This is a genomic window from Megasphaera sp. UBA4233, assembly GCF_002395615.1.
In the GTDB taxonomy this organism is placed as follows: Bacteria; Bacillota; Negativicutes; order Veillonellales; family Megasphaeraceae; genus Megasphaera; species Megasphaera hexanoica.
Genome location: NZ_DGXL01000033.1, coordinates 88,719 through 115,165, shown reverse-complemented (window position 1 = coordinate 115,165; position 26,447 = coordinate 88,719). Strand labels below are relative to the sequence as shown.

25 protein-coding genes and 1 tRNA gene are annotated in these 26,447 nt (G+C 50.2%); 3 read left to right on the top strand and 23 right to left on the bottom strand.

The features are described 5' to 3' along the window. Positions 1-32 precede the first annotated feature (32 nt). The 20 genes from hslU to B2U90_RS11555 form a co-directional block, all read right to left on the bottom strand. On the bottom strand, positions 33-1,436 hold the full coding sequence (hslU, locus tag B2U90_RS11650) for an ATP-dependent protease ATPase subunit HslU (protein WP_292017847.1): 1,404 nt from the start codon (positions 1,434-1,436) through the stop codon (positions 33-35). A gap of 20 nt (positions 1,437-1,456) precedes the next feature. Further along, positions 1,457-1,996 (bottom strand): ATP-dependent protease subunit HslV, encoded by a 540-nt coding sequence (gene hslV / locus B2U90_RS11645; RefSeq protein ID WP_059077238.1) that lies wholly within the window; start codon positions 1,994-1,996, stop codon positions 1,457-1,459. 1 nt (position 1,997) lies between these two features. Continuing rightward, on the bottom strand, positions 1,998-3,308 hold the full coding sequence (trmFO, locus tag B2U90_RS11640; RefSeq protein ID WP_292017846.1) for a methylenetetrahydrofolate--tRNA-(uracil(54)-C(5))-methyltransferase (FADH(2)-oxidizing) TrmFO: 1,311 nt from the start codon (positions 3,306-3,308) through the stop codon (positions 1,998-2,000). Continuing rightward, the gene (topA, locus tag B2U90_RS11635; protein ID WP_113856023.1) at positions 3,298-5,571 is read right to left on the bottom strand and encodes a type I DNA topoisomerase; all 2,274 of its coding nucleotides are present in this window, start codon (positions 5,569-5,571) and stop codon (positions 3,298-3,300) included. The genes trmFO and topA overlap by 11 nt, the downstream gene beginning before the upstream one ends. A 185-nt stretch (positions 5,572-5,756) precedes the next feature. After that, a complete protein-coding gene (locus tag B2U90_RS11630; protein ID WP_292017845.1) occupies positions 5,757-6,245 on the bottom strand; it encodes a GNAT family N-acetyltransferase in 489 nt (162 codons plus the stop codon). A gap of 78 nt (positions 6,246-6,323) precedes the next feature. Further along, positions 6,324-6,746: a F0F1 ATP synthase subunit epsilon gene (locus B2U90_RS11625; protein WP_292017844.1), complete on the bottom strand. Its 423-nt coding sequence runs from the start codon at positions 6,744-6,746 to the stop codon at positions 6,324-6,326. Positions 6,747-6,749: 3 nt separating this feature from the next. Continuing rightward, complete coding sequence (gene atpD / locus B2U90_RS11620) at positions 6,750-8,168, bottom strand: F0F1 ATP synthase subunit beta (RefSeq protein WP_150824458.1); 1,419 nt, start codon at positions 8,166-8,168, stop codon at positions 6,750-6,752. A gap of 38 nt (positions 8,169-8,206) precedes the next feature. Then, entirely contained in the window at positions 8,207-9,064 is an 858-nt protein-coding gene (atpG, locus tag B2U90_RS11615) for an ATP synthase F1 subunit gamma (RefSeq protein ID WP_059077233.1), read from the bottom strand. Positions 9,065-9,067: 3 nt separating this feature from the next. Continuing rightward, positions 9,068-10,603: a F0F1 ATP synthase subunit alpha gene (gene atpA, locus B2U90_RS11610; RefSeq protein ID WP_059077232.1), complete on the bottom strand. Its 1,536-nt coding sequence runs from the start codon at positions 10,601-10,603 to the stop codon at positions 9,068-9,070. After that, positions 10,600-11,169 (bottom strand): F0F1 ATP synthase subunit delta, encoded by a 570-nt coding sequence (locus B2U90_RS11605; RefSeq protein ID WP_075582248.1) that lies wholly within the window; start codon positions 11,167-11,169, stop codon positions 10,600-10,602. Before B2U90_RS11605 ends, atpA begins: the two co-directional genes overlap by 4 nt. Continuing rightward, positions 11,166-11,669 carry a F0F1 ATP synthase subunit B gene (gene atpF / locus B2U90_RS11600; protein ID WP_059077230.1) on the bottom strand — a complete coding sequence of 168 codons (504 nt, stop codon included), beginning with the start codon at positions 11,667-11,669 and terminating at the stop codon, positions 11,166-11,168. Before atpF ends, B2U90_RS11605 begins: the two co-directional genes overlap by 4 nt. A gap of 38 nt (positions 11,670-11,707) precedes the next feature. After that, a complete protein-coding gene (gene atpE, locus B2U90_RS11595) occupies positions 11,708-11,953 on the bottom strand; it encodes a F0F1 ATP synthase subunit C (protein ID WP_059077229.1) in 246 nt (81 codons plus the stop codon). Between the two features lie 40 nt (positions 11,954-11,993). After that, positions 11,994-12,665 carry a F0F1 ATP synthase subunit A gene (gene atpB / locus B2U90_RS11590; RefSeq protein WP_075582246.1) on the bottom strand — a complete coding sequence of 224 codons (672 nt, stop codon included), beginning with the start codon at positions 12,663-12,665 and terminating at the stop codon, positions 11,994-11,996. An 18-nt stretch (positions 12,666-12,683) separates the two neighbouring features. Next, on the bottom strand, positions 12,684-13,061 hold the full coding sequence (locus tag B2U90_RS11585) for an ATP synthase subunit I (protein ID WP_059077227.1): 378 nt from the start codon (positions 13,059-13,061) through the stop codon (positions 12,684-12,686). 25 nt (positions 13,062-13,086) lie between these two features. Next, the gene (locus B2U90_RS11580) at positions 13,087-13,329 is read right to left on the bottom strand and encodes an AtpZ/AtpI family protein (RefSeq protein WP_170087864.1); all 243 of its coding nucleotides are present in this window, start codon (positions 13,327-13,329) and stop codon (positions 13,087-13,089) included. Between the two features lie 170 nt (positions 13,330-13,499). Beyond that, on the bottom strand, positions 13,500-14,648 hold the full coding sequence (gene wecB / locus B2U90_RS11575) for a non-hydrolyzing UDP-N-acetylglucosamine 2-epimerase (protein WP_113856026.1): 1,149 nt from the start codon (positions 14,646-14,648) through the stop codon (positions 13,500-13,502). A 39-nt stretch (positions 14,649-14,687) separates the two neighbouring features. Then, positions 14,688-15,722, bottom strand: coding sequence for a glycosyltransferase family 4 protein (locus tag B2U90_RS11570; protein ID WP_059077225.1), 1,035 nt, complete (start codon positions 15,720-15,722; stop codon positions 14,688-14,690). Between the two features lie 40 nt (positions 15,723-15,762). Continuing rightward, entirely contained in the window at positions 15,763-17,121 is a 1,359-nt protein-coding gene (locus tag B2U90_RS11565; protein ID WP_170087854.1) for a PFL family protein, read from the bottom strand. Positions 17,122-17,133: 12 nt separating this feature from the next. Next, positions 17,134-17,406 carry an ACT domain-containing protein gene (locus B2U90_RS11560; protein ID WP_059077223.1) on the bottom strand — a complete coding sequence of 91 codons (273 nt, stop codon included), beginning with the start codon at positions 17,404-17,406 and terminating at the stop codon, positions 17,134-17,136. Positions 17,407-17,506: 100 nt separating this feature from the next. Further along, the gene (locus B2U90_RS11555; RefSeq protein ID WP_059077222.1) at positions 17,507-19,144 is read right to left on the bottom strand and encodes a phosphoglucomutase; all 1,638 of its coding nucleotides are present in this window, start codon (positions 19,142-19,144) and stop codon (positions 17,507-17,509) included. Positions 19,145-19,299: 155 nt separating this feature from the next. Between B2U90_RS11555 and B2U90_RS11550 the strand changes: the two genes are divergently transcribed. The 3 genes from B2U90_RS11550 (at position 19,300) to B2U90_RS11540 (ending at position 23,742) form a co-directional block, all read left to right on the top strand. Continuing rightward, entirely contained in the window at positions 19,300-20,052 is a 753-nt protein-coding gene (locus tag B2U90_RS11550; RefSeq protein WP_075582243.1) for an exodeoxyribonuclease III, read from the top strand. A gap of 23 nt (positions 20,053-20,075) precedes the next feature. Next, positions 20,076-20,579 (top strand): hypothetical protein, encoded by a 504-nt coding sequence (locus tag B2U90_RS11545; RefSeq protein WP_292017843.1) that lies wholly within the window; start codon positions 20,076-20,078, stop codon positions 20,577-20,579. A gap of 100 nt (positions 20,580-20,679) precedes the next feature. Beyond that, positions 20,680-23,742 (top strand): leucine-rich repeat protein, encoded by a 3,063-nt coding sequence (locus B2U90_RS11540; RefSeq protein ID WP_292017842.1) that lies wholly within the window; start codon positions 20,680-20,682, stop codon positions 23,740-23,742. 89 nt (positions 23,743-23,831) lie between these two features. On the opposite strand, the gene B2U90_RS11535 is transcribed toward B2U90_RS11540, so the two are convergent. The 3 genes from B2U90_RS11535 to B2U90_RS11525 all read right to left on the bottom strand — a co-directional run bounded on the left by B2U90_RS11535 (position 23,832) and on the right by B2U90_RS11525 (position 26,447). Then, positions 23,832-23,915, bottom strand: a tRNA-Leu gene (locus tag B2U90_RS11535). Between the two features lie 129 nt (positions 23,916-24,044). Further along, entirely contained in the window at positions 24,045-25,196 is a 1,152-nt protein-coding gene (locus B2U90_RS11530; protein WP_292017841.1) for a S41 family peptidase, read from the bottom strand. 12 nt (positions 25,197-25,208) lie between these two features. Next, positions 25,209-26,447, bottom strand: coding sequence for a murein hydrolase activator EnvC family protein (locus B2U90_RS11525; protein ID WP_059077215.1), 1,239 nt, complete (start codon positions 26,445-26,447; stop codon positions 25,209-25,211).

Below are 26,447 nucleotides of genomic sequence, written 5' to 3'. Positions count from 1 at the left end.
ATGTGTGGTCTCAACCGGACCTTATCCTGTTATTAGAGGATGTAATGGCTCAGATCAACATTTTGTACGACATCGTTCAGTTTATCCGCTACGAAGTCTTTATTGACGATGATATGCTTCGTTTCGATATCCGGCGCTTCGTATGCAACGTTTTCCAGAATTTTTTCCAGAATCGTATGGAGGCGGCGGGCGCCGATATTTTCCGTTTCCTGATTGACACGATGGGCATATTCGGCAATGGCATTGATACCGTCATCTGTAAATTCGAGAGTCACGCCATCAGTCGCCAAAAGTGCCGTATACTGTTTGACCAGAGATTGATTCGGTTCCGTCAAAATGCGGCGGAAATCATCGACTGTAAGCGACTGCAGTTCGACGCGGATAGGGAACCGGCCCTGCAATTCAGGGATAAGGTCGCTCGGCTTGGACACGTGAAAGGCCCCGGCGGCAATAAACAGGATATGATCCGTCTTGACCGGACCGTATTTCGTGTTGACCGTAGCCCCTTCGACGATAGGCAGAATATCCCGCTGTACGCCTTCGCGCGATACGTCCGGACCGTTGGAACGGCCTTTTTCTGCAATCTTATCGAATTCATCGATGAATACGATACCAGCTTCTTCTGTCGCTTCGATAGCTTTATCGACGATGACATCCATATCCAGACATTTTTCCAGTTCTTCTTCCTTGAAAACTTCCCGTGCCTTGGCAATGGTCATCTTTTTCTTCTTTTTCTTCTTCGGCAGGATACTACCCAGCATTTCCTGGAAATTATTCGTTAGTTCTTCCGTCGAATTGCCTGTCAGGATGCCCTGGATGGTCCGTTCCTGTTCGGCTACTTCCACTTCGATTTCCCGGTCATCCATCTTGTGCTGGCAGATATCATCGAACATCTGCTGACGGCGGCCAGACATAGGTTCTTCCAGCTGTTTGGGCACATCTTTTTCTTCCCCTTCATCGCCGGAGGAAAAGAAGACATCCATCGGGTTGGGGACCTTTTCGGTCACACTTTTCTTCTTCGGCCACAGGACCTGTAAAATGCGCTTATTGGCTTCTTCTTCGGCTTTCTGTTCATAACGCTGGCTTTCCTGTTCCTGTACCATACGGATGGCATTGGTAACGAGGTCGCGGATAATCTGTTCCACGTCGCGGCCTACATAGCCTACTTCCGTATACTTCGTCGCTTCGACTTTAATAAACGGAGCCCCTACCAGGCGGGCCAGGCGGCGGGCAATTTCCGTTTTGCCTACGCCGGTCGGCCCGATGAGCAGGATATTCTTGGGAATGATTTCATTCTGCATATCCTCGCTCAGCCTTTTGCGGCGCCAACGGTTGCGCAGGGCAATGGCGACGGATTTCTTGGCTTCACCCTGGCCAACGATGTATTTATTCAGTTCAGCAACAATCTGCTTTGGCGTCAATTCGATTTCGTTCATGCTATACCTCTTTCCTACGTTTATATTTCTTCTACGATTACATTATGATTGGTGTAAACGCAGATATCTGCTGCTATATGAAGAGATTTTTCTGCAATATCCCGGGCAGACAGGTCCGTATTTTGCAGCAGGGCGCGGGCCGATGCCAGTGCATAGTTACCGCCCGATCCGATTGCCAGTACTCCATCATCGGGTTCGATGACTTCACCGTTGCCGGAAATGAGCAGGATACGCTGGCTGTCTGCCACGAGGAGCAGGGCTTCCAGCTTGTGCAGTATCTTGTCAGACCGCCAGTCCTTGGCCAGTTCGACGGCACTACGCACCAGGTTGCCGTTATGTTCATTTAGTTTATCTTCAAAGCGGTCAAACAGGGTAAAGGCATCGGCTACGGATCCGGCAAACCCACTGACGATTTTACCATGATACAGGCGGCGGACCTTCTGGGCCGTCCCCTTCATGATGACCGAATTGCCCATAGTGACTTGTCCGTCACCGGCAATGGCCGTTTTGCCGTCCCGCTGGACGGCGCATATAGTCGTAGCATGAAATTCTGTTGTCATGTCAAATACTCTCCTTCATTGCATCAATTTCTTCCAGTGCCCGTTTAGCCAGAAGGCCATTCTTTTCCTTCTTTTTCATCCGTTTTTTAATTCCCAGCGGTTCCATGATACCAAAATTAATATTCATGGGCTGGAAATTGTCATGAGGCGATGAAATATACTGGCTCAGGCCGCCCATAGCCGTACGCTTGGAAAAGGTCAGGCAGGATTTTCCCTGCAGCAGCCGGGCGGCGTTGATTCCTGCCAGGAGCCCCATCGATGCCGATTCCAGATACCCTTCGACACCAGTCAGCTGGCCGGCGAAAAACACGTGTTTGTTTTTCCGGTACTGGAGGGTCGCGTCGAGGAGTTCCGGAGAATTGATATAGGAATTGCGGTGCATGACACCATAGCGGACAAATTCTGCCGATTCCAGGCCGGGAATCATGGAAAATACCCTCTTTTGTTCCGGGAATTTGAGATGTGTCTGGAAGCCGACAATATTATACAAAGTTGCACTGCCATTATCCTGACGAAGCTGTACGACCGCATAGGGAAGTTCCCCTGTGCCGGGAATTTCAAGGCCAACGGGCTTCATAGGACCGAACCGCAGGGTATCAATGCCACGAGCAGCCATGACTTCTACAGGCATGCATCCTTCAAACACGGCATCATTTTTTTCAAAATCGTGAAGTTCGGCACATTCTGCCGTCGTCAGGGCCTGCCAGAACGCTTCGTATTCTTCTTTCGTAAACGGACAGTTCAGATAATCGGCACCGCCCTTGCCATAACGGGCAGCCCGGTATACTTTAGTCATGTCCAGCGACTCTACCGTCACGATAGGCGCTGCAGCATCGTGAAAATGAAAATATTCTTCTCCCGTCATCTGGCGGATGGTCTCGGTCATAGCCGGGCTGGTCAGCGGCCCCGTGGCGATGATGCATATCTGATCATCGGGAAGGTGGGAAACTTCTTCATGACGGACCGTAACCAGGGGATGATTCTGGAGATGATCGGTAATATACTGACTGAAAGGGACCCGGTCTACTGCCAGTGCTCCCCCGGCCGGTACGCGGTGTGTATCAGCCGCTTCCATGATGAGCGACCCAAGACAGCGCATTTCTTCTTTCAGGAGACCGACGGCATTTTCAATATTGGCAGCCCGCAGAGAGTTACTGCAGACCAGCTCAGCAAAGAGGGCCGTATGATGGGCCGGAGATGGTTTGACCGGACGCATTTCCACCAGTTCGACGGGGATGCCCCGCTGTACCAACTGCCAAGCCGCTTCCGAACCGGCCAGGCCGGCGCCGATGACGAGTACACTATTCTTCATTCACTTCTTCACCCTTTTTATGATTTTCACATTCCGGATTACTGCAAAAGAGCTTGTCCGGACCTTTTTTATAATGTTTGATAGTCATGATGCTGCCACAAAGCTTGCAGCGTTTGTCTACCGGCTGGTTCCATAAGACAAAATCACATTCCGGATACTGGCTGCATCCATAAAAGACGCGGCCCCTCTTGGACTTGCGCCGGATGAGCGTCCCCTTGCCGCACTTGGGGCAGGTAATGCCCAGATCATCGACGATAGCCTTTGTATTGTGACATTCAGGGAAATTAGAACAGGCCAGGAATTTGCCAAATCTGCCGAATTTATACACCATAGGAGCTCCGCAAAGTTCACATACTTCACCTGAATCCTGTCCGGCAATGGTGACTTTTTCCATTCCTTCTTCGGCCGCTTCCATTTCCGGTTCAAAGACATCATAAAATTCTTTCAAAACGTGGACATAGGTGTCCTTTCCCTGTTCGATGGCATCCAGTTCTTCTTCCATGTGAGCCGTGAAGCTGACGTTGATAATCCGTTCAAAGAATTTTTTCAACAGATCGACGATAATGACGCCCAACTCAGTCGGAACGAACTGTTTATCCTTCTTTTCGACATAATTGCGGTTCTGGATGGTATCCATAATCGGCGCATACGTACTCGGACGGCCGATACCTTTTTCTTCCAGCGTTTTAATCAGGCTGGCTTCGGTATAGCGGGCAGGCGGCTGAGTAAAATGCTGAATCGTATCAATGGTCTGATTATGTACTATCGTACCCGCCTCAATAGCCGGCAGCACCGATAGAGTCTTATCTTTCTTTGCATCTTCATACAGTTCCGTAAATCCTTTGAACAGGACGGTATACCCAGCAGCCCGCAGTTCATAAGATCCGCTCATGATGACGATGGTCATATGTTCCGTTTCTACAGGAGCCATCTGACTGGCCAGGAAACGGTTCCAGACAAGAGTATACAGGCGCAGCTGGTCCCGCGACAGATACGGCGCTACTTTGTCCGGCGTCAGTTCCAGCGACGTCGGCCGAATAGCTTCGTGAGCATCCTGGCTGGACTGTTTGGCTTTGTAAACATGTGGTTTAGCCGGAATATACTCTTTCCCATAGGTTGCCGTAATAAAATCACGGGCATTCTGCACCATATCATCATTAATACGGACAGAATCGGTACGCATGTAGGTAATGAGCCCCACATGACCGTGTTCGCCGATATCGAGGCCTTCATAAAGCTGCTGGGCCAGCATCATCGTCTTCTTGGCACCGAAATTGAGCTTGCTGACACATTCCTGCTGCATCGTAGACGTCGTAAACGGCGGCTGAGGCTGACGTTTGCGTTTCCGTTTCTCTACCTTTTCAATACGGTCCGGTTCATGACCGTCAGCTTTCCCTTTTTCCCATTGCAGGGCAGAAGCGATGGCAGCTGCCTGGTCCCCCGTTTCTATGGCCGCCTTTTTCCCGTCAATTTTTGCCAGTTCTGTATGGAGTTCCAGCCCGTCTTCTGTTTTGTATGTGCCTTCTACAGTCCAGTATTCTTCTGGTACGAAGGCCTTGATTTCTTCTTCCCGTTCGCAGATAAGCCGTACGGCTACAGACTGGACACGGCCGGCACTGAGTCCCTTACAGACCTTTTTCCAGAGGAGCGGGCTCAGCTTATACCCTACGATGCGGTCGAGGACGCGCCGTGCCTGCTGGGCATCCACTTTTTTCAGGTCGATGGGCTGAGGATGTTCCATTCCTGCCAGAACAGCTTTCTTGGTGATTTCATGGAACATGACACGACACGAAGTCTGGGGGTCCATATCGAGCAAGTGAGCCAGATGCCAGGAAATAGCCTCCCCTTCTCGGTCCGGGTCAGTTGCCAGATAAACGGTTTTGGAGCGGACGTATTCATTCTGCAGGTCTTCGATGAGTTTGCGCTTATCGAACATATTGGTATAGGTCGGCGTAAAATTATCTTCAATATTAACACCAAACTGATTGCGTGGCAGGTCGCGAAGATGGCCCCGGCTGGCCATGACTTTGTAGTCACTTCCCAGGAAGCGTTCAATTGTCTTCGCCTTGGCCGGTGATTCCACGATAACCAGGTTTTTGGCATTTTTAGGCAGGGGATCCATTTTCTTCAAAGGCTGCTTTTCCGGCAGATGGACCGTACCCTTTATGACCATTTTTTCATCGCTGCCCTTTTTTTTACGGCCCCGGCCTTTCTTTTTCTTATCGTCAATGACAATCGTTCGTTTAATTGGAAATTCTAACATCCCTATATCCCAACTCTCTGTGTATCATAGTATCGTATAGATTCTGCATGATTATAAACCTATGTATATTCAGTTATCCATGATACACTATAATCTCTGCAGGTTCAACCTCTATTGTAAGAAAACTGTCTGTCCGCTATGGCAGATGATCAAAAATACCGTGCATGGCGCAACAGGAATCATCCTCAAAAGGTCAGACGCATCTGATGCCAAATGGCCCCGCCATGGACCGATTTGCTGGTCACCCCTTCATCGAGAAATCCAAATTCTCCATAATAAGAGATGAGCCGGTCTTTGCAGGTCAGAACTAAGCCGCGTCTTTTCTGACGGCGGGCATCGGTAATTGCAGCCTGGAGAAGCCGTCCGGCATAGCCCTTTTTACGATACGAAGGCATCGTATTGACACCAAAGATCATCTGCCATGCCCCCTGTTCATTGTGCAGTGCGGCCCGGGCGTACATGTCGTCGGTCAGGTCTTTGTCATCGGTGACCATGCCATCGACAAAAGATATGAGCGTATCTCCTTCAAAGAGGAGCCAGAAATGATTGGCATAATAGGTCAGGCGGTCGTAAAATTCATCTTTCGATGCCGCTTCAGCCGGAGGAAAACATGCTGCTTCTACAGCAGTTACGGCGTCCAGGTCCTGAAGCGTGGCAGTACGGATCGTAATCATGAGATTCAAGCCATCCCTTTCTTTTTTATCATGAAAATTTGAAAAGGGGCTGTCGCACCTGCGGCAGTCCCCTTTGTCTTATTTTCCACCATATTTATGAGCCACGTCGATGCGCAGCAGCGCTCGTTTCAAAGAAGCTTGCGCTCTGGCTTCATCGAGGTTTTCTTTCTTTTCCTGCAGGCGTTTTTCCGCTCTGGCCCGGGATCGTTCTGCCCGGTCCAGATCAATATCTGCCGGCAGTTCTGCCGCCGGTGTAATGACCGTTATGGTATTGCCATTGACTTCCAGGAAACCGGAAGCAATGCAGACACAATTACGCTTGCCATCTTTTTCGTAAACCAGCGGCCAGATACGCAAAGAAGCAATGAGCGGAGCATGACCGGGCATGATACCCAGGTCGCCATCGAGGGCACGGACGAGAACAAAACTGACATCCGTGTTCAGGACAGCAGCATCAGGCGTGATAATTTCCAGGTGGATTGTTTTGCCTGTTTCTGCCATGCCTTATTCTCCTTTCAGAGTTTTGGCTTTTTCATATGCTTCTTCGATGTTACCGACCATATAGAAGGCCTGTTCCGGCATATCATCGCATTTGCCCGACAGGATTTCCTTGAACCCTTCAATTGTTTCCTTCAGCGGAACATACCGGCCCGGCTGTCCTGTAAACTGTTCGGCAACGGCAAAAGGCTGGCTCAGGAAACGCTGGATCTTACGGGCACGGGCTACGGTCAGCTTATCTTCTTCTGACAGTTCGTCGATACCCAGGATAGCGATGATGTCCTGCAGGTCGTTGTATTTCTGCAGGATAGCCTGTACGGCACGGGCCGTATTGTAATGGTCTTCCCCTAATACGTGGGGGTCGAGGATACGGGATGTCGAATCCAGGGGATCCACGGCAGGATAAATACCGAGTTCGGCAATCTGGCGGGACAGGACGGTCGTCGCATCCAGATGGGCAAAGGTAGCTGCCGGAGCCGGGTCTGTCAAATCATCGGCAGGAACGTATACGGCCTGTACAGACGTAATAGATCCGTTCTTAGTCGATGTAATCCGTTCCTGCAGGGCACCGACATCGGTTGCCAGTGTCGGCTGATAGCCAACAGCCGAAGGAATCCGGCCTAACAGAGCCGATACTTCCGAACCGGCCTGGATGAAACGGAAAATGTTATCAATAAAGAGCAGTACATCTTTGTGTTCCTTATCGCGGAAATATTCCGCCATCGTAAGTCCCGTCAGGCCAACACGCATACGGGCTCCTGGCGGTTCATTCATCTGGCCGTATACCAGCGCCGTCTTATCGATGACGCCCGATTCCTTCATTTCATTCCACAAGTCGTTGCCTTCACGAGTCCGTTCACCAACGCCGGTGAATACGGAATAGCCGCCGTGGCCGGTAGCTACATTGTGGATCAGTTCCATGATGAGGACGGTCTTGCCGACGCCGGCACCGCCGAAGAGGCCAATTTTGCCGCCTTTGGCATAGGGGCAGATGAGGTCAACGACTTTGATCCCTGTTTCAAAAATTTCCGTACCCGTAGCCTGGTCTTCAAATTTTGGTACCGGACGGTGGATAGGCCAGTAATCGTCAGCTTCAACCTTCTTATCTACTTTATCGACTGTCTGGCCCAGGACATTGAAAATCCGGCCCAGCACGCCTTCTCCGACAGGTACCTTGATCGGGCCGCCTGTATTTTCTGCTTTCATGCCACGCACCAGACCATCTGTGGAGCTCATGGCTACACAGCGGACAACATCGTCGCCCAGATGCTGCATGACTTCTGCTACCAGGTCAATCGCCTGATCGCCCGTACCGCCGGTAATATGGATGGCGTTATATATAGCCGGCAGTTCTTCTTCGCTCGCAAAGCGGACGTCAACGACAGGGCCGATGACCTGAATTACTTTCCCAATTGTATTGCTCATGAAGAGGCTCTCCTCCTTATTTAGATTTTCCTTCGTCCTTACTGCAGTGCATTGGCACCGCTGACGATTTCCGTCAGTTCGTTGGTAATACCGGCCTGACGGACTTTATTATAATGAACGGTCAGTTTTTCAATCAATTCACCGGCATTATCGGTCGCACCGGTCATGGCCGTCATACGTGCTCCCAGTTCGCTGGCTGCAGACTGCAGGAGGCCATTATAAATGACCATATCGATATACTGCGGCAGCAGAGTCGATAAAACCTGACCAGCATCGGGGGCAAAGAGGTATTCTTCCGAAGGACCGCTTTTTTCCGATACGGAAGGTTCGATGGGCAGCAGCTTCGTCTGTGTCACGACCTGTGACAGGGCAGACTTGAACTTCGTATACACCAGGTACACTTCATCAACGTTACCGGCGAGGAACTCTTCCGTCGCTTTCCGTGCCAGATTCTGGGCATGGCCGAAATTCGGCTTGTCAGAAAAGCCCGTCCGTTTATAATCGGGCGTGATGCGAAGATGCTTCAGATAATCCACTGGCTTGCGTCCCGTCACGATGAGATATGACGCAGAGCGGGGCTTGTTTTTCAGGAGACTTACCATTTCCTTATTGATGTTGGAATTGAAAGCTCCTGCCAGGCCTTTATCGGAGCCGATGATGATGTAGCACGTACGCTTTACATCACGCTGGATGAATAACGGATTATTTTCTCCCGGTATAGCTGCCGACAGACGCTGCAGCATCCCTTCCATTTTTTCAGTAAAAGGAGCAGTTGCCAGAGCGCGTTCCTGTGCACGGCGCAGACGAACGGAGGATACCATCTTCATAGCCTTTGTAATCTGCTGCGTATTCGTTACGGATTTAATCCGACGGTTTATTTCGCGTGCACTCGGCATAGACTATTCCTCCTCTTTAATCAGCTTATGGCTCGTACCGAACTGCTTGGTAAATTCCACAATTGCCTTTTTGAGAACTTCTTCATTATCTGCACCGAGTTCTTTTGTCTTTTTGATATCTGCACCGACTTCGGGATAGTTGGCATGCATGAATTTGATGAGCTGGTCTTCAAATGCCTGCACATCTTCTACTTCTACAGGCATGAGATATCCTTTGACGGCTGCATAAATCTGGATGACCTGGTCTTCGACGGGCATCGGCTGGTACTGTGGCTGGATCAGCATCTGCATCGTCCGTTCACCGGCGTCAATCTGGGCTTTGGTGCTCTTATCGAGGTCCGATCCAAACTGGGCAAAAGCTGCCAGTTCGCGGTACTGTGCCAGGCTCAGACGGAGTGTGCCGGCAATTTTCTTCATGGCCTTGATCTGGGCAGACCCGCCGACACGGGATACGGAGAGGCCGACGTTGATAGCAGGCCGTACACCGGAGTTGAATAATTCCGTTTCCAGGAAAATCTGGCCGTCGGTGATCGAAATGACGTTGGTCGGGATATAAGCGGATAAGTCGCCTGCCAGTGTTTCAATGATTGGCAGGGCTGTAATGGAACCGCCACCCAGTTCATCAGACAATTTGGCAGCTCGTTCGAGCAGACGGGAATGTAAGTAAAATACATCGCCCGGATAAGCTTCACGTCCTGGCGGACGACGGAGCAGCAGACTCATGGCTCGATACGCCTGGGCATGCTTGGACAAATCATCATATACACAGAGGCAGTCCTTGCCCTGATGCATGAAGTATTCAGCCATGGATACGCCGGAATACGGTGCCAGGTACTGAAGCGGCGAGCCGTCAGAAGCCGTAGCGGCAACGACGATAGTATATGCCATGGCTCCGTGTTCTTCCAATGTCCGTACAACGCGGGCAACAGTAGAAGCTTTCTGTCCGATGGCGACATAGACACAGATGACGCCTGTATCTTTCTGATTGATGATCGTATCGATGGCAATGGCCGTCTTACCGGTACCGCGGTCACCGATGATCAATTCACGCTGGCCCCGTCCGATAGGAACCATAGAGTCGATTGCTTTCAACCCTGTCTGGAGCGGCTGCTTGACCGGCTGACGTTCAGCAATACCATGAGCAACGACTTCGACGCGGCGGTATTCCGTCGCCTTGATGGCGCCCTTGCCATCAATAGGAGCTCCCAGGGGATTGACGACGCGGCCTATCATGGCATCACCGACAGGAACACTCATAACCTTGCCCGTCCGGCGTACCGTATCGCCTTCTTTAATGAGTTCGTCATCCCCGAGAAGGACGGCACCTACGTTGTCTTCTTCCAGGTTCATGGCCAGTCCATACACATTATGAGGCAATTCCAGGAGTTCCCCGGACATGCACTTATCCAAACCGTATATATGCGCTATGCCGTCCCCGACTTCCAGGACGGTGCCTACGTCATCGACGTTCATTTCGACGTTGTAGTCTTCGATTTGTTTTTTGATTATAGCCGTTATTTCTTCTGGCTTCATTTTCATTTTTCGTCCGTCACCTCATTCATTACGTCAGACTGAAGCAGGGAATGCTGCATATCTGTAAGCTGCCGCTTCAGGCTGCCGTCTATTAGCCGGTCGCCTATCTGGACAATCATACCGCCGATAATGGAAGGATCCATATAATACAGCGGTTCGATATGTTTGCCAGTCATCTTTTCCAGAGATGCGACCAATTGTTTTTCCTCTTCTGCTGACAGCGGTTTTACGAGGCGGATCTTCGCAACTTCGATATTCTGAGCCGCACGGGCCAAATCGATAAACCCGTCGATAGCTGCGATGATGGCCGCTTCCCTGCGCCGGTCTATCATGACGTAGAGAAACTGCAGGACAACAGGGGACACGTCATCAGCAAAAATAGCGTGGAGTGTTTCTTTCTTCGACTGGGGCGGAACCAGCGGATGATGGATGAACTTTTTCAGCTCCGGATTTAGCTGCATCGTATCGCGGACGGCTTTCAGTTCATCACCGTACACGTCCATCTTGTGCTGTTCCTTTGCTATGTCAAACATAGCCTGGCTGTATTTGCTGTACACGGCTTCAGGAATCATGATTTCTTACCTGCCGGATGCTGCCCGTCAAACTGCTTCAGGCATTCTGCTACCAGTTTTTGATTCATATCCGTATCCATGTTCTTTTTCAGCAGTTTTTCTGCCACAGCCATAGACAGCGTCACTACTTCATTTCTCATTTCGCGAATAGCTGCTTCCCGTTCATTGGCAATTTCAGCCTGAGCGATTTCCTTTTCCCGTGCAATCTGGGAACGGATAGCATCGAGCTGAGCCTGCGCTTCCTTGTCGGCTTGTTTTACAGCCTTGTCCACAATGGCCTGGGCTTCCGCATGGGCTTTCTGCAGCTGTGCTTCATAATCGGCTTTCAGTTTTTCCGCTGAAAGCCGGGCTTCTTCGGCACTGCTAAGGTCAGAAGCAATCTTGTTCTTGCGGTCTTCAAGCACTTTTAAAATGGGCTTGTATGCAAACTTGGCTAAAATAGCGACGAGGACAAAGAAGTTGATGAACTGGATTACCAGTGTAAAATTAATATCTACCAAAACTTTCTCCTCCTTTTACCGAACTGTGCCGGTACAGTTTAGCCTGCCAGAGGGTTGGCAAATACGAGCACGATAGCGATAACAGCTGCAATGATAGGCATAGATTCGATCAGACCTACAGAAATCAGGAAGTTGACCAGAAGCTTGCCACCCATTTCCGGCTGACGTGCCAGACCTTCGAGCATCTTCGATGCAGCGTGACCATCACCGATAGCAGCACCCATTGCTGCCAGACCAATACCAATAGCTGCGCCCATTGCGGATAATGCTAATACTAATTCCATAATTATAATCCTCCTTGATGTATGAGTTACTTGTCTTCACTTACTCTTCTCTAAGGGAATCTGCCAGATACGATGTGGTCAGTATAGTGAAGATAAAGGCCTGAATCAGGCCGATGACCAGACTGAATATCAACCAGATGATAGGTACCCCGACGGGGACCAGTTTGTACAGCACTTCCATCAGGATTTCCCCGGCAAGGATATTGCCGAATAGACGGAAGGCCAGCGTAATAGGCTTTGTAAATTCTTCCAGCAGGTTGATGACAAAAAATACAGCGAACGGTTGAAAATAATGTTTGACGTGTTTTTTCAGACCTTGGTTGCGCAGAGCAACAAAATGTACCATAAAAGATGATACCAGGGCCAGGCCCAGCGTCGTATTGAGATCATTCGTCGGCGACGTCAGGATGTGCGGACTGGGCAGCAGCCCTAATTCATTACCGACGAGGATAAACAGGAACATAGTCAGAAGGACTGATACGACCTGTCCCCACTTTGGCCCCAGTGTTTCCTTAAACTGTGCCAGGAGTGCCTCAACGACAATTTCAACTGCATTCTGGATACCGGAAGGAACCAGTGACCGGCCCCGCGTCGCAGCCAGCGTAATAATGATGACGATAGCCGCCGTGAGCCAGGTCATGTACAGCGTATCCATATTGACATTCATGCCAAACAGTTGATAAATCAAATGATGACCCGTATGCAGCTCCATGATAAGCGCCTCCTTTCCTTAAAGATGTCTTCGGATACAGGCGTGATACGCCGCTTCGAAGTATATGAGAACCCGATACGTCAGGATGCCCGCAACGACTGCCCATATGCGGACAGAGGGAAACTGCAGCACCACAATAAGTATCAGAACGATGGTAAGTATGCGCATCAGCGCGCCACCGCGGAGAACGGTGAATGCCTTAGCAGGGTCCATCTTCATGGCCCGGAAAGAGCGGCTGCACAACATGAGAAAGTACACGCCATTGATGGCACAGCCGATCAGCCAGCCACTGAGGTATTCTGCTTTTCCCAAAAGAAGGAGCAGTCCTGTAACCATTAGAGCCAGGCTCAGCAGTCTGAGCAGTGTCACTTTTACATATCGCGTAAATTCTTCCATAAGAGTCCTCTGCCCTATTCTCTTTCTAACGGGACGGATGATCATTCATAAAGCGCACGGCTTTTTTAAAGATAGACCAGAAGCCACTGACTGCGCCGAGAATACCTCCCAGGAGCAGCCCCCAGGGAATCGTTCCCAGCTGTGTATCCACCCAGTACCCGCAGGCAATGCCGATGCACAGGCTGACGCAGAGTGTCAGCCCCATAGACGCGGCACTGACCAGGATATCCCGGAGTCGCACCGGTTCCTTTTCGCCTTTTTTCTGCATAGTCTTTACCCCGGCATACATTGCATTACAATATTTCATGCATAGGATTCGTGTCCCGCAATACAGTTATTGTATCACGGGGCTTACATAAAATCAATAAATTTTTAGATATTAGTCATAAAACTAAAAAAAAATCTGTTTTATAAAAATTACTGCAAAAGTATGTAAAGTTACAATGTAAATTCATTTGGTTTTTCAGTGCTATTTCCAAAGGTATACAGGATAGCCTGTACAATGCGGCGCGACGCTTGTCCGTCCCCATAGGGATTAACAGCATTACTCATGGCATCATAGGCCGATTTATCCGTAAGGAGCCGTTTCGTTTCTTCATAGACGCGGTCCCTGTCAGTTCCAATGAGGCGGACCGTACCGGCTTCCACTGCTTCCGGCCGTTCTGTCGTATTGCGCAGGACCAGGACAGGCTTGCCCAAAGACGGCGCTTCTTCCTGGATACCGCCGGAATCGGTCAGTACGAGACAGCTGTGATGCATCAGATTGGCAAAGGGTTCGTATTCCATCGGCTCGATGAGATGGATACGATCTACGCCGGACAGTTCTTCTTCTACGACCTTGCGCACCAGCGGATTGCGGTGAACGGGGAAGACGATTTCCGTATCAGGGATTTCTTCAATGATCTGGCGTAGTGCTTTATAAATATGCCGCATGGGTTCGCCAAGATTTTCACGGCGATGCGTCGTAAGAAGAATAATACGGTGATTCTGGAAATCAACCGACTGTAATTCTTCGTCTTCAAAATCATATCCTTCATCGACGGTTGTCATGAGGGCGTCAATGACTGTATTGCCGGTAACAAAAATGGCATCTTTGTCGATTCCTTCCCGCAGCAGATTACCCCGGGCGGTCATGGTCGGTGAAAAATGAATGGCCGCAATGGCTCCGGTGAGCTTACGGTTCATTTCTTCCGGAAATGGTGAATAAATATTTCCTGTACGCAGACCGGCTTCGACATGACCTACGGGAATCTGCTGATAATACGCAGCCAGTGCTCCGGCAAAAGTCGTCGTCGTGTCACCATGTACCAAAACCAGATCCGGTTTTTCCACTTCCATAACGGACTTCAGCCCTTGCAGGGAACGAGTCGTTATGTCATACAGTGTCTGTCCCTGACTCATAATATCCAGATCGTAATCCGGACGGATCTGGAACAAATCCAGTACCTGATCCAGCATCTGCCGGTGCTGGGCCGTAACGGCCACGACCGTCTGAATCTGATCCGGATGTTTTTTGAGTTCCAGGACGACCGGCGCCATTTTGATGGCCTCCGGACGCGTTCCGAATACAGTCATTACCTTAAGCATATAAAAACCTCCTTGAACTAAACAAATTCTACTCATAAATCAATCTTTATGAGTAGAATTTGTCGTTTTATGCAGTATTCCTATTCGTTTTGCTGAATATATAATCACCGCCAGAACCACTGCCACGGTCAAGATACCGGTTTTGTAATTGACATTAGCTACAAAAATAGCCACAATTCCCAATACGATACTGACACAATACATGATGAGCACGGCCTGCTTCTGGGACATCCCCAGTGCCAGCAGACGGTGATGGAGATGACCCTTGTCCGGTGTGAAAATAGGCACGCCGCTCATCTTGCGGCGGATGATGGCAAACAGTGTATCCAGGATAGGCAGGCCCAGGGCGATGACCGGTACGACCAGGGCAATCGTCGCAGCCGTCTTCACCAGTCCCAGCACGGCCGTTACAGCCATGGTATACCCCAGGAGCATACTACCCGTATCTCCCATAAAAATCTTGGCAGGATTGAAATTATACTGCAAAAACCCCAGAGCTGCCCCGGCCATAGAAATAATAATCATAGCCGGAAGGTACTGGTTCATACTGACAGCCATGAGAAACATCGAAATGGACGCAATAAAGGACACGCCGGCAGCCAGGCCGTCAAGGCCGTCGATGAGGTTGACTGTATTAGTAAAACCAATGATCCAGAATATGGTCAGGGGAATGGCAACGACTTCCGGCAGGATGATTAAATCGCCAAACGGATTGGTCAGCCATTCAATCTGGATGCCAAAGACGACGGGAATCGCCGCCGACAAGATCTGTCCGACCAGTTTGACTTTTGCCGGAATGTTGCAGATATCATCCCAGATACCGACACAGACGATGGCCGTACATCCCAGCAATAATCCCAGCATTTCATGATTCATGGGCATGGAATACAGGACGCCGGCCAGAAAACCGATATAAATAGCCAGACCGCCCAGACGGGGAATGACATGAGTATGAACTTTCCTCGCATTGGGTCTGTCAACAGCACCCACTTTGATAGCCAGTTTCTTGACGCTTGGCGTCAGGGCATACGCTACAATCAATGCTATAAAAAAGGGTACAAAATATACAAGCACAACACACGCCTACTTTCAAAGGGATTCTCGATGCCGCCCGTCAGTTCGTCAGGCTGCGCATCGGGGCCGGAATGCGGCCGCCACGGGCAATAAACGCATCAGACTTATATTTATTAATATCAATAATAGGACAATGACCTAAAAGGCCGCCGAATTCGACCGTATCGCCCACATCTTTGCCCGGTACAGGGATGACACGGACGGCCGTCGTCTTGTTGTTAATCATACCGATGGCAGCTTCATCGGCAATGAGTGCCGAAATAGTAGAAGCCGTCGTGCTGCCGGGAATGGCAATCATATCCAGACCGACGGAGCATACACAGGTCATGGCTTCCAGTTTTTCCAAACTCAGGCTGCCCCGGCCTACGGCTTCCAGCATGCCTTTATCTTCACTGACAGGAATGAATGCACCCGACAGGCCACCGACACGGCTTGATGCCATAAGACCGCCTTTCTTGACGGCGTCGTTGAGGAGAGCCAGAGCTGCCGTAGTACCACAGGCACCACAGCTTTCCAGTCCCATTTCTTCCAGGATTGCCGCCACACTATCACCAACGGCCGGCGTCGGTGCCAGTGACAGGTCGATGATACCAAATGGAACGTGGAGCCGGCGCGATGCTTCCTGAGCTACGAGTTGACCGACACGGGTAATCTTGAATGCCGTCTTCTTGATGGTTTCCGCTACGACATCGAAAGGCTCGCCCTTGACGTTTTCCAAAGCCCGTTTGACGACGCCAGGGCCGCTGACGCCGACGCTGACACAGCTGTCACCCTGGGTAACACCATGAAAGGCGCCAGCCATGAACGGATTATCTTCTACGGCATTGGAAAAGACGACTAATTTGGCACAGCCCAGAGCATCCTGATCTTTGGTCAGTTCCCCCAGTTTCTTGAATACCCGGCCCATTTCAGCGACGGCATCCATATTAATGCCGGCCTTAGTCGAGCCAACGGCAACAGAACTGCAGACAAGATCGGTGCAGGCCAGTGCTTCCGGGATAGAAGCGATGAGCTTCTTATCTCCTTCAGCATAGCCACGTTCTACCAGAGCGGAGAATCCGCCGATAAAATCGATGCCGATCGTCTTGGCCGCTTTATCCAGGGTACGGGCGATTTCGACGTAATTATCGAGATCACTGCATCCGGCTACCAGAGCGATGGGAGTAACGGAAACACGCTTGTTGATGATGGGCACGCCAAATTCTCTGGCAATATCTTCCCCGGTCTGTACTAGATGTTCCCCATAGCGGGTCACTTTATCATAAATATTTTTGCAGAGCGTCCTGCCGTCACTGCTGCAGCAGTCGAGGAGACTAATGCCCATCGTAATGGTGCGGACGTCCAGGTTATGCTTCTGAATCATCTGATTTGTTTCTAACACGTCATGGATAGTCAGCATTCTCTCTTCCTCCTATCCTACACGGTGCATCGCGTTAAAGATTTCCATATTCTGCGCCCGGATTTCTACCCCCAGGGTATCGCCTTTTTCCTTCAGCAGCTGCTGCAGCGTACCCAGATCCACCGACGCCTGATCCATATCTACAATCATGGCCATATTGAAAATACCGTCGAGGATTACCTGATTGATAGTGAGAATATTTACCTGATGTTCTGCCATAATCTGGCTGACAGCGGCAATGATGCCGGTGCGGTCTACACCGACTACTGTAATGACAACTTTCATTCTGATGCCCACTCCTTTTCTATATGCGGAGACAAGATAGAATGCCCCTCTTGATCATTCTTCCCTATTATAGCATAAATCTGCGATAAATTACTATTGATTATTTTTTTAATGCCCGGCTGATAAGCGCCCGTCCTTCGTCCAACAGGTTCCGCGCATGGTCTTCAGATACGAAACTTTCGGCGTACAGTTTGTACATGTCTTCCGTACCGGATGGCCGTGCCGCAATCCAGCCATCGGGACTGCAGATTTTGACGCCGCCTATGGCATAATTTCCATAGGGGGAATGTGATAATACGGCGGTAATCGGACTGCCGCAGAGCGTCTTTTCGGCTACATCGGCTTCGGTGAGACTGCTGATCTTGGCCTTTTCGGCAAGCGTTGCCGGCGCATCACTGCGCATGGCATACGGCCGGCCCAGCTTCTGGCATAACTCATCATAATAGGCAAGGGGCAGCTTACCCGTCACGGCCCTGATTTCTGCTGCCAGGAGGCACATGATCATGCCGTCCTTGTCGGTCGTCCACAGGCTGCGGTCTTTGGCGATAAAGGAACCACCGGCACTTTCTTCACCGGAAAAGGCAATCTTCCCATCACTGTAGAGGGAACCAAAATACTTAAATCCTACGGGGACTTCATAGAGCGGCACGCCCAGTGAGGCAGCCGAACGGGCCAGAAGGTCTGTCGTCACTACAGTCTTGGCAATCCCCAGTCCGTCAAACTGACGGTGAGTCATGAGATAGTGGGACGCTACGGTCAGATAGGCATTGGCCGTAATCATCCCCTGACTGCCGGAAACAATGCCAAAACGGTCGTAATCGGGATCGTTGGCCAAGATGAGATCATAGTCCCCGCTCTGCTTTGTCACGGATGACATGACATAGGCTGAAGAGCAGTCCATGCGGACCTTGCCGTCATGGTCGTAATTCATGAAGGTAAACTGGGGATCATACGTATCGTTGACGAAATCCATATCAAGGCTATACTGTTCAGCAATAGCATGCCAGTAATTCATCCCGGACCCGCCCAGTGCGTTGACAAGAATATGAAGATGGGCACCTTTGATTGCTTCAAAATCAATGATAGATGATAATTCCGATACGTACAGGCCTTTGTAATCATAGCCCGTCACCAGGGAACTTTCCCGTGCCTGTTCATAGGGAATCTGCCGTACTTCGCAGTTCTTCCCTGCCAGCAGGCGGTTGGCTTCCGTTTCGATGGCTTTCGTAATATCCGAAGGCGCCGGTCCGCCGCTCGTGGGATTGTATTTGATGCCGCCGTGTTCCGGAGGATTGTGGGATGGCGTAATAATGATGCCGTCTGCCAGATGGTCCCGGCGCCCTTTGTTATACCGTAAAATAGCACGGGAAACAGATGGCGTCGGCACAAAATCGTCTTCACTGTCGATATAAGCAGCTACGTCATTAGCTGCCAGTACACCCAGTACCGTTTCAAAGGCAAGCTTAGAAAGATAATGCGTATCTTCCCCGACAAACAGCGGTCCATCGGCACCAAAGGTCTTCCGCAGATTGCATACCGCCTGGGTAATAGCGGCAACATGAGCAGCCGTGAAGCTGCCGTTTCCGGCCTGCCCCCGGTGACCGGATGTCCCAAACCGCACCTGGCATTCCGGATTCGCTACATCCGGAATAATGTGGGCGTAGGCATCAGCAATTGCCTTCAAATCGATGTAATCTTCTTTTCTGACTTTCGTACCTGCTAATTCATGTACTGCCATACCAATCACCTGATTCCTTAATTTTGACAATCCCTATAAATTTCTATACAATAACGTCATATAATAGATAATACCCTATTGTTTACTGTATGAATCCATTATAACAAAGAATGAACAAATATTATAGCTTCATTGCAAAGAAAGGACAAAATCTCATGAAATGTATTTCCTGGAATGTAAACGGTCTGCGCGCTGTCATGAAAAAAGGATTTATGGATGTATTCTACCAGCTCGACGCCGATATCTTCGCCCTGCAGGAAACGAAGCTGCAGGCCGGCCAGATAGACATGGACCTGCCCGGGTATGAACAGTACTGGAATTACGCCGACCGCAAGGGCTACAGCGGTACGGCCGTCTTCAGCCGCCTCCATCCCCTGTCGGTCCACTACGGCATGGGCATGGACGAACACGACCATGAAGGGCGGCTCATCACCCTCGAATTCGACACGTTCTACTTCGTCACCTGCTATACCCCCAACAGCCAGAGCGAACTGGCCCGCCTCGATTACCGCATGAAGTGGGAAGACGATTTCCGGGCCTACCTGGCCGGACTCAATGAGAAAAAGCCAGTCATCCTCTGCGGTGACCTGAACGTTGCCCACGAAGAAATCGACCTGAAAAATCCCAAGACCAACCACAACAACGCCGGCTTCTCCGACCAGGAACGGCAGAAGATGACCGATCTGCTGGCTGCCGGCTTTACCGACACGTGGCGCTACTTTTATCCCGATGTAACGGGTATCTATTCGTGGTGGAGCTACCGCTTCAAGGCCCGCCAGAACAACGCCGGATGGCGCATCGACTACTTCATCACCTCGAAAAGTCTCGACAACAAGTTGAAAAAAGCCTCGATTTATACAGATATCACCGGCAGCGACCACTGCCCTGTCGGTCTGGAATTACTATGAAATCACGTAAAGGAGAAATATATATGTTAAAAAAACTGACGATAACCGCGATAGCCTTCACGGCTCTTGCCCTGCCCCAGGCTTTTGCCCTGCCGGTCGTACCGGAAGCGGGCATCAGCATCGGCACCGGCACAAAAGAACAATATGCCGAAGCCAAAGTCCTGCCGCGGACGACCATCGGTTACAAACGGGCCGACCGCGACCAGTACGGCAATCAGAACGACATTTACGCCAAATATAATGTTATCGGATCGAATGTCCAGCTTCTCGGCGGCTGGCGCAACAACATCGGCCACCAGTCCAATTCGGCCTCCTTTTACGGTGGCATCGGCGTCGCTGCACCCCATATTCTGGGAATCCAGCCCTATGCCACATATGTCAAAGGCTCCCATTTCTCTGAAGCCCAGGCCGGCATCAATTATAACATCGCCCTGGGATGGGGACTGAACGTCAATTACCATAATTATATGCCTGAAGACGGCGATAACGAACACGGTGTTGGCGCCGGCGTCACTTTCCATTTCTAAGAAATAAAGACTGCTCCAAACCAGACCCTCTTTTTTCTTTCCTGCAGCCGTAGTAAAATAAAACAAAAGAGCATTTGCATGGTAAAGGAGAATGATAACTATGTTTTGTACGAATTGCGGAAAACCGGTCCCTGACGGATCCAGATTCTGCCCGTACTGCGGAACACCAGTAGCCGGTTCAGCAGATGGACTTTCCTATGAAGATGTCCTAAAAAAGGTAAATAAGCAGAAAGAAGAAAAAATATATCCTATTTTCTGCTCTCCTGAAGACGATAGTCTGGAACTGAGGCCCTTCCATGACGGAGAAAGAGGCAAGTATGTCTTTGATGTAGACGGGTGCCATTTCGAATATGATGAACGACAGGTCGGTTTTATTCGTCTGGCAAAAGCCATGACCAAAGAAGCGCTGTCAGATAAAGAACTAAAACGCATATACTGGAAAAATGACAGCGTAGAAGAGCTTCTGCAATTCTTTACGAGCGAAGAAGCAGCCGAACAGATTATGGGCAGCGTGCTGAAGAAGGAATCTTCCCTTCTTTTATCCCGCGGCATTTACGGTCTTACGAAAGATAATTTCATGGCCCGTGACATGGCAGACGGCGCCCCTTCTGCTCTCGATGCATGGCAGGATTTTGTCCAGTCTCTGCTGGGCCAGGTTGGTAAAATCACAGGAAATGCCGAAGCAGAAAGAACCTACCGGGAACTGCGGAAAGAATACCGCGGCCGGATCATAGGCGGCGGCTTCGGCCTGGGCGGCGCTTTGCAGGGTATGATTACTGCCGGTGTTCTCAATCTGGCAAGCGGTGCGGCGCACAGCATATTTAATGCCATCGGCAATGCATTCACCAACAGCCGGGAAAAAAGACAGCTCGATGATTTGTTCCGTTCCGACGATCTGGTACAATCGTTTATTGATACGTACAGACGTTCTGTTTTCTATCTCACCATGGACGCCTCCGACCGCCTGAACCTTATTCCACCAGATCCGGAAAAAAATGAATTGCCCGAGGTCATGCAAACTGCCATCAATGATGGCACCCTGGGAAAGGATGAGCGGAAAAAAGCAGCATTCTATGTACTGGACCGTAATCCCTACAAGCCCCTGTCCTACAAGTTATTTTACCTCTATCTCAACGATAGAGACGGTATCGTTGACCGCATAGCCGAGGCGTTCGGACTTTCTGAAAAGCTGGAAAATGTCAAGTTCCGGATGACCAAAGGCGTACTTGGCTATTGGGGAAAGAAGAGAGATCTTCCCCTGGCCGATTTATTGGACTACATACAGGATGGGTGTCCTCTGATAGACGCGTTCATGTCCCTGGGTCTGCTTCCTCAGGCAGGTGACATAGCCGGGGCCCTGCATGATGTGCAGATGACCTTCCCCTATCCCCTTTTGGACAAGCTGAAGCAGGAAGCGGAAGAAATTGTCATCCTGAAAGGATCCTCCCAGGAAACAGGCGATGGAACGACTATTCCTTCCTTTCATTTTTACGGAGTCTCCGATGAATCCATTACCATACCCGAAGGGGTAACCACTATTTCAGACTATGCATTCTTCTGTTGCGAGCAACTGAAGGAACTCATCCTGCCACAAAGCCTGAAAACCATCGGCCACCGCGCCTTTTTCGATGTGCCATGTTTGAAGAAACTGGTCATCCCCCCTTCCGTTGCGGCCTATCCGTTATCTGCCGTCGGGGAAAAAACGGTAGTGTTCCTTTCTGAACACACTACTGTTGTCAATGATGAATTCTACAATATAGACGTACGCCTCGATATTCCCCTTGGCGGGAACGTCTATGAAGACATGAAATCATGGGGACTACTGGAACGCAATACATCCATTTTTACACACAAAAATGCCATAGACCGAATCAAAGGCAGCGAACACTGTGAGCTTCCCATAGAATCACGCAAGCTACTTCCGCCTATTTCCGATGTCTGCTATAAAGAAAGCAAACAGTATCCGGAAGTCATTCATATTCCCGAAGATACGGAAGATGAGGAAGATGCGCTGCCCTATACGAAGCTGGATACAAAAGCACTGGTATATGCCCCCATATGTTATCTCCATCTCACTGGTGATATACGGGAAATCGGAGAATGGTGTTTTATGAAATCCACCCTTCTTCAGTTCAAAGCGGAAGAAGGTCTGGAAACGATAGGGGCCCATGCTTTTGAAGGACTGCATTTTCTGGACCGGGTGGAACTTCCTGCCTCCCTTTCCCATGTGGGCGACGGTGCCTTTGCCCATTGCCGCGACCTTCATTTCATCGAACTGTTACAGATGGACTGCCATATAGGAGAAGACGTATTTGCCGGAACGGACATCACGGTCTGCTGCCTGCCAGGGAGTATCTGGGAAGCGTACTGCCAGAAACATGCCATCCCCTATTTCCTGAAAGGGGAAGATTCCCCCGTACGCCAGGAACTGAAAGAACGGCAAAACCTAGACGACAAACGCGCCTGGAAACACTATGATATTTATAAAGAATCAAAAACCTACACGTTATATAGCTATCGGTCGGATTTCCGGGACACAGTACATACTATCAGTAATGACATGGGCATCCCGATTCTTCCGGGAGGAGGAATCAATCCGAAAGACAATAAACGGATTTACGTCGTGAAAAGCCAGGCAGAGAAAAACGGCGACTATGACAGGGAAGCCATCGTCGCCGCCATCAGACGCCGTCCGGAAAAGCCTGCCTACCAATCGGAAGACGGCATGAGGGATATCATCATCCACCCATGGACTATGTCTTTCCAAAAATGTATCGGCGAAGACGCATATATGAATTCCTCCCTGATCTACGTCTACGGCGGAACGAACATTTCCTATATCGGAGAAAATGCTTTTGCCGGTTCCAAAATCGTTGCATTTTATGCAACTAAGGTGAAAGGCATCTGGGCCCGCGCCTTCAAAGGATGCAGTGAACTTTCCTACGTAGAAGTAGGCGACTGCCTGGACTCGCTGGAAGACGAAGCCTTCGCTGACTGCCCGAACCTCAAAACGATTAAATTCACGGGTATCAATCATATAGGAAAAGACGTATTCAAAAACACCCCCGTCACCGTAATCTGCAGAAGAGACTCTCACATCTATGAATACTGCATGGAAAACGGAATTGATGTGGATACATACAGTTTTGATTCAGACTGGTAACGTACAGCTAATACACACTCACCCCTAAGAGCACATCTGTTCCGGATAAAAAAAGCAACCACCGCCCAACGCGATGGTTGCTTTTTTATTGGTGCGAGTGAAGGGACTTGAACCCTTACGCCGTGAGGCACCAGATCCTAAGTCTGGCGCGTCTGCCATTCCGCCACACTCGCCTGCCGATTGTCAGATGCAATCTGACACGATATTTATTGTATCATGAAAGCGGGGACAATGCAAGGATTCTGCAGTCCCCGCTTCATGCTTCTGTTTTGATTCTGTATACCCTGCCTGTTCTGTGGCGGCTACAAGGTCTGTACAACTTCCAATGCTTTTTCATATTGATAGTCTTCCGGGTCGTTGGGTTGCAACTGGACTTCTATATCAGGTTGTATGCCTACGCCATCAATTTCCCGGCCACTGGCCGTGCGGTATTTGGCAACAGTCAGCTTGATAGCGTCATCAGAATCAATGGGATAGACGCCTTGTACGGTTCCTTTTCCATAACTCTTCGTGCCGATAACTGGCCCCAGTTTCAAGTCCTGGATGGCACCGGACACGATTTCCGAGGCACTAGCCGAGTTTTCATTAATCAACACTACGAGAGGAATGGTATCACCACTTCCACTAGCCTTATATTCCGATTCGTCACCGGATCGGCTCGTAAAGGATACGATGACACTGTCCTTGGGAACGAAATTCGATGCTACGGCAACAGCTTGATCGACGATGCCACCGGGATTATTCCTGAGGTCGAGAATCATGCGCTTCATGCCCTGCTTACGCAGTTCCTGATACTGACGGGTAAACTCCTCGCCCGTATTTTCACTGAAAATTGCCACCCGGATATATCCCACATCAGTTCCTTCAATCATCTGGCCACCGACGGTTTTCATATGGATCTGACGGCGCGTTATGGCCATCTCCTGAGATTCACCATTTCTTCCCAGGGTCAGAGTAACTGTCGTATCCACGGGTCCCCGGATAGTCTTGGAAATGTCTTCCAGACTCATCCCCTTCGTAGATGTGCCATTAATAGCCTGGATCAGGTCACCGCGCTGGACGCCGGCTTCAGCAGCCGGGCTGTCATCCATGACTCCGGCTACAATCGTACCTTCCTCACTGGAACCGATATACACACCAATACCGGCATAGGACCCGGACGTCTGGTCGGAAAATGCCTGGAAATCATCGCCGTCGAGATAGATACTGTGCTTGTCGCCCAGTTTTTTGACGATTCCTTCCAGTGCTCCATTAAGGAGATCCTGCTTATCGACAGCACCGGGGAAATTCTGTTCCACCACGTGAAGTGTGCGGAAAAATTTGATGAATCCTACGGGCGTCCCCGTGTAGTAGTAAAAGAGGCCCACTAGCAGCAACACACTGCAGGCTGCCGTAAACAACCCCCAGGCAACGGCCCGGAACAACGTCTGAAACATATGTTTTTTCTGATTCATAGTCTGCCTCGTTTATAGATACGAATTCGGATCGACTGGTTCACCGCCGACACGGACTTCAAAGTGAACGTGTGGCCCCGTCGAATTCCCTGTAGAACCGGCATAGGCGATGACCTGGCCCTGAGAAACAGACTGTCCCGACGATACAGCCAGAGATTCGTTATGTCCATACAGAGTCGATGTCCCATTGCCGTGGTCAATGACGACGGCATAACCATAACCGCTGATCCATCCCGCTTCTACAACGACACCACCATCAGCAGCATGGACAGGCGTCCCGTAATCGACGCCGATGTCAATGCCGGAATGAAGAATCTGGCGGCCGAAAATCGGGTGTTCCCGGTAACCAAAGGGCGATGTGATGACGCCATTTACCGGCCAGATCATCTGACCGGAACCACTGACTGGCTGGTAATAACCGCTGTCATCTCCGCCGGACGAACTGCCACTATCCCCGCTGCTGTCGCTGCCACTTTCCCCAGACGACGCTGCCGCCGCTGCCGCAGCCGCTGCTGCCTGCCGGGCTGCTTCACGGTCGCGGAGCATCTGGGCAATCTGATTGGACGACGCTTCCAGTTCGGCATAGGCTTCTTCTGCCGTCGCCTTATCAGTCTGGGCTTTTTCCAGGATAGCCTGCTGTTCAGCCTTATGCTTGGCGATTTCTTCCTTCTTGGCTGCTGCTTCTTCTTTTAGCTTTGCCTGCGTTTCCCGCTGCTCTTCCAGAGCCTGTTTCGTCTGGTTGATCTGGTCCCGTTCATCCTTTATGGACGAAATCAGTTCCAGATCCGAACTGACGATACGCCGCAGGAGTTCGACGCGGTTAGCAAAATCATTAAAATCCTTAGCCCCGACGACGACATCGAGGTAATTGAGCTGGCCGTGCATATAAATATCACGGATGCGGCGGCTTAGCACCTTTTCCCGGCTTCTCAGATGGGTTTCTGCCCTTTCCAGTTCGGCCTGGGTCCGGGTAATCTGCCGTTCTGTTTCAGTTAATTCTTGGGAAATAGACTTATATTGTGCATTGGCGGCATCGAGATTTTCCTGGATGACCCGCAATTTTTCAAAGACATTGCCGATAACTGCTTCGGCTTCACTCTTCTTCTGAGCCTGTTCTGCCATCTGCCCCTGAACTGTCGATAACTGATCCTGCAAATCTTCGTCTTCCGCAAAGATGAGACCACAGGGGTTCAGGAGATACAGGACCGTCAAAGCCGCTGCCAACGGCTTTTTATATTGTATACTCATCAT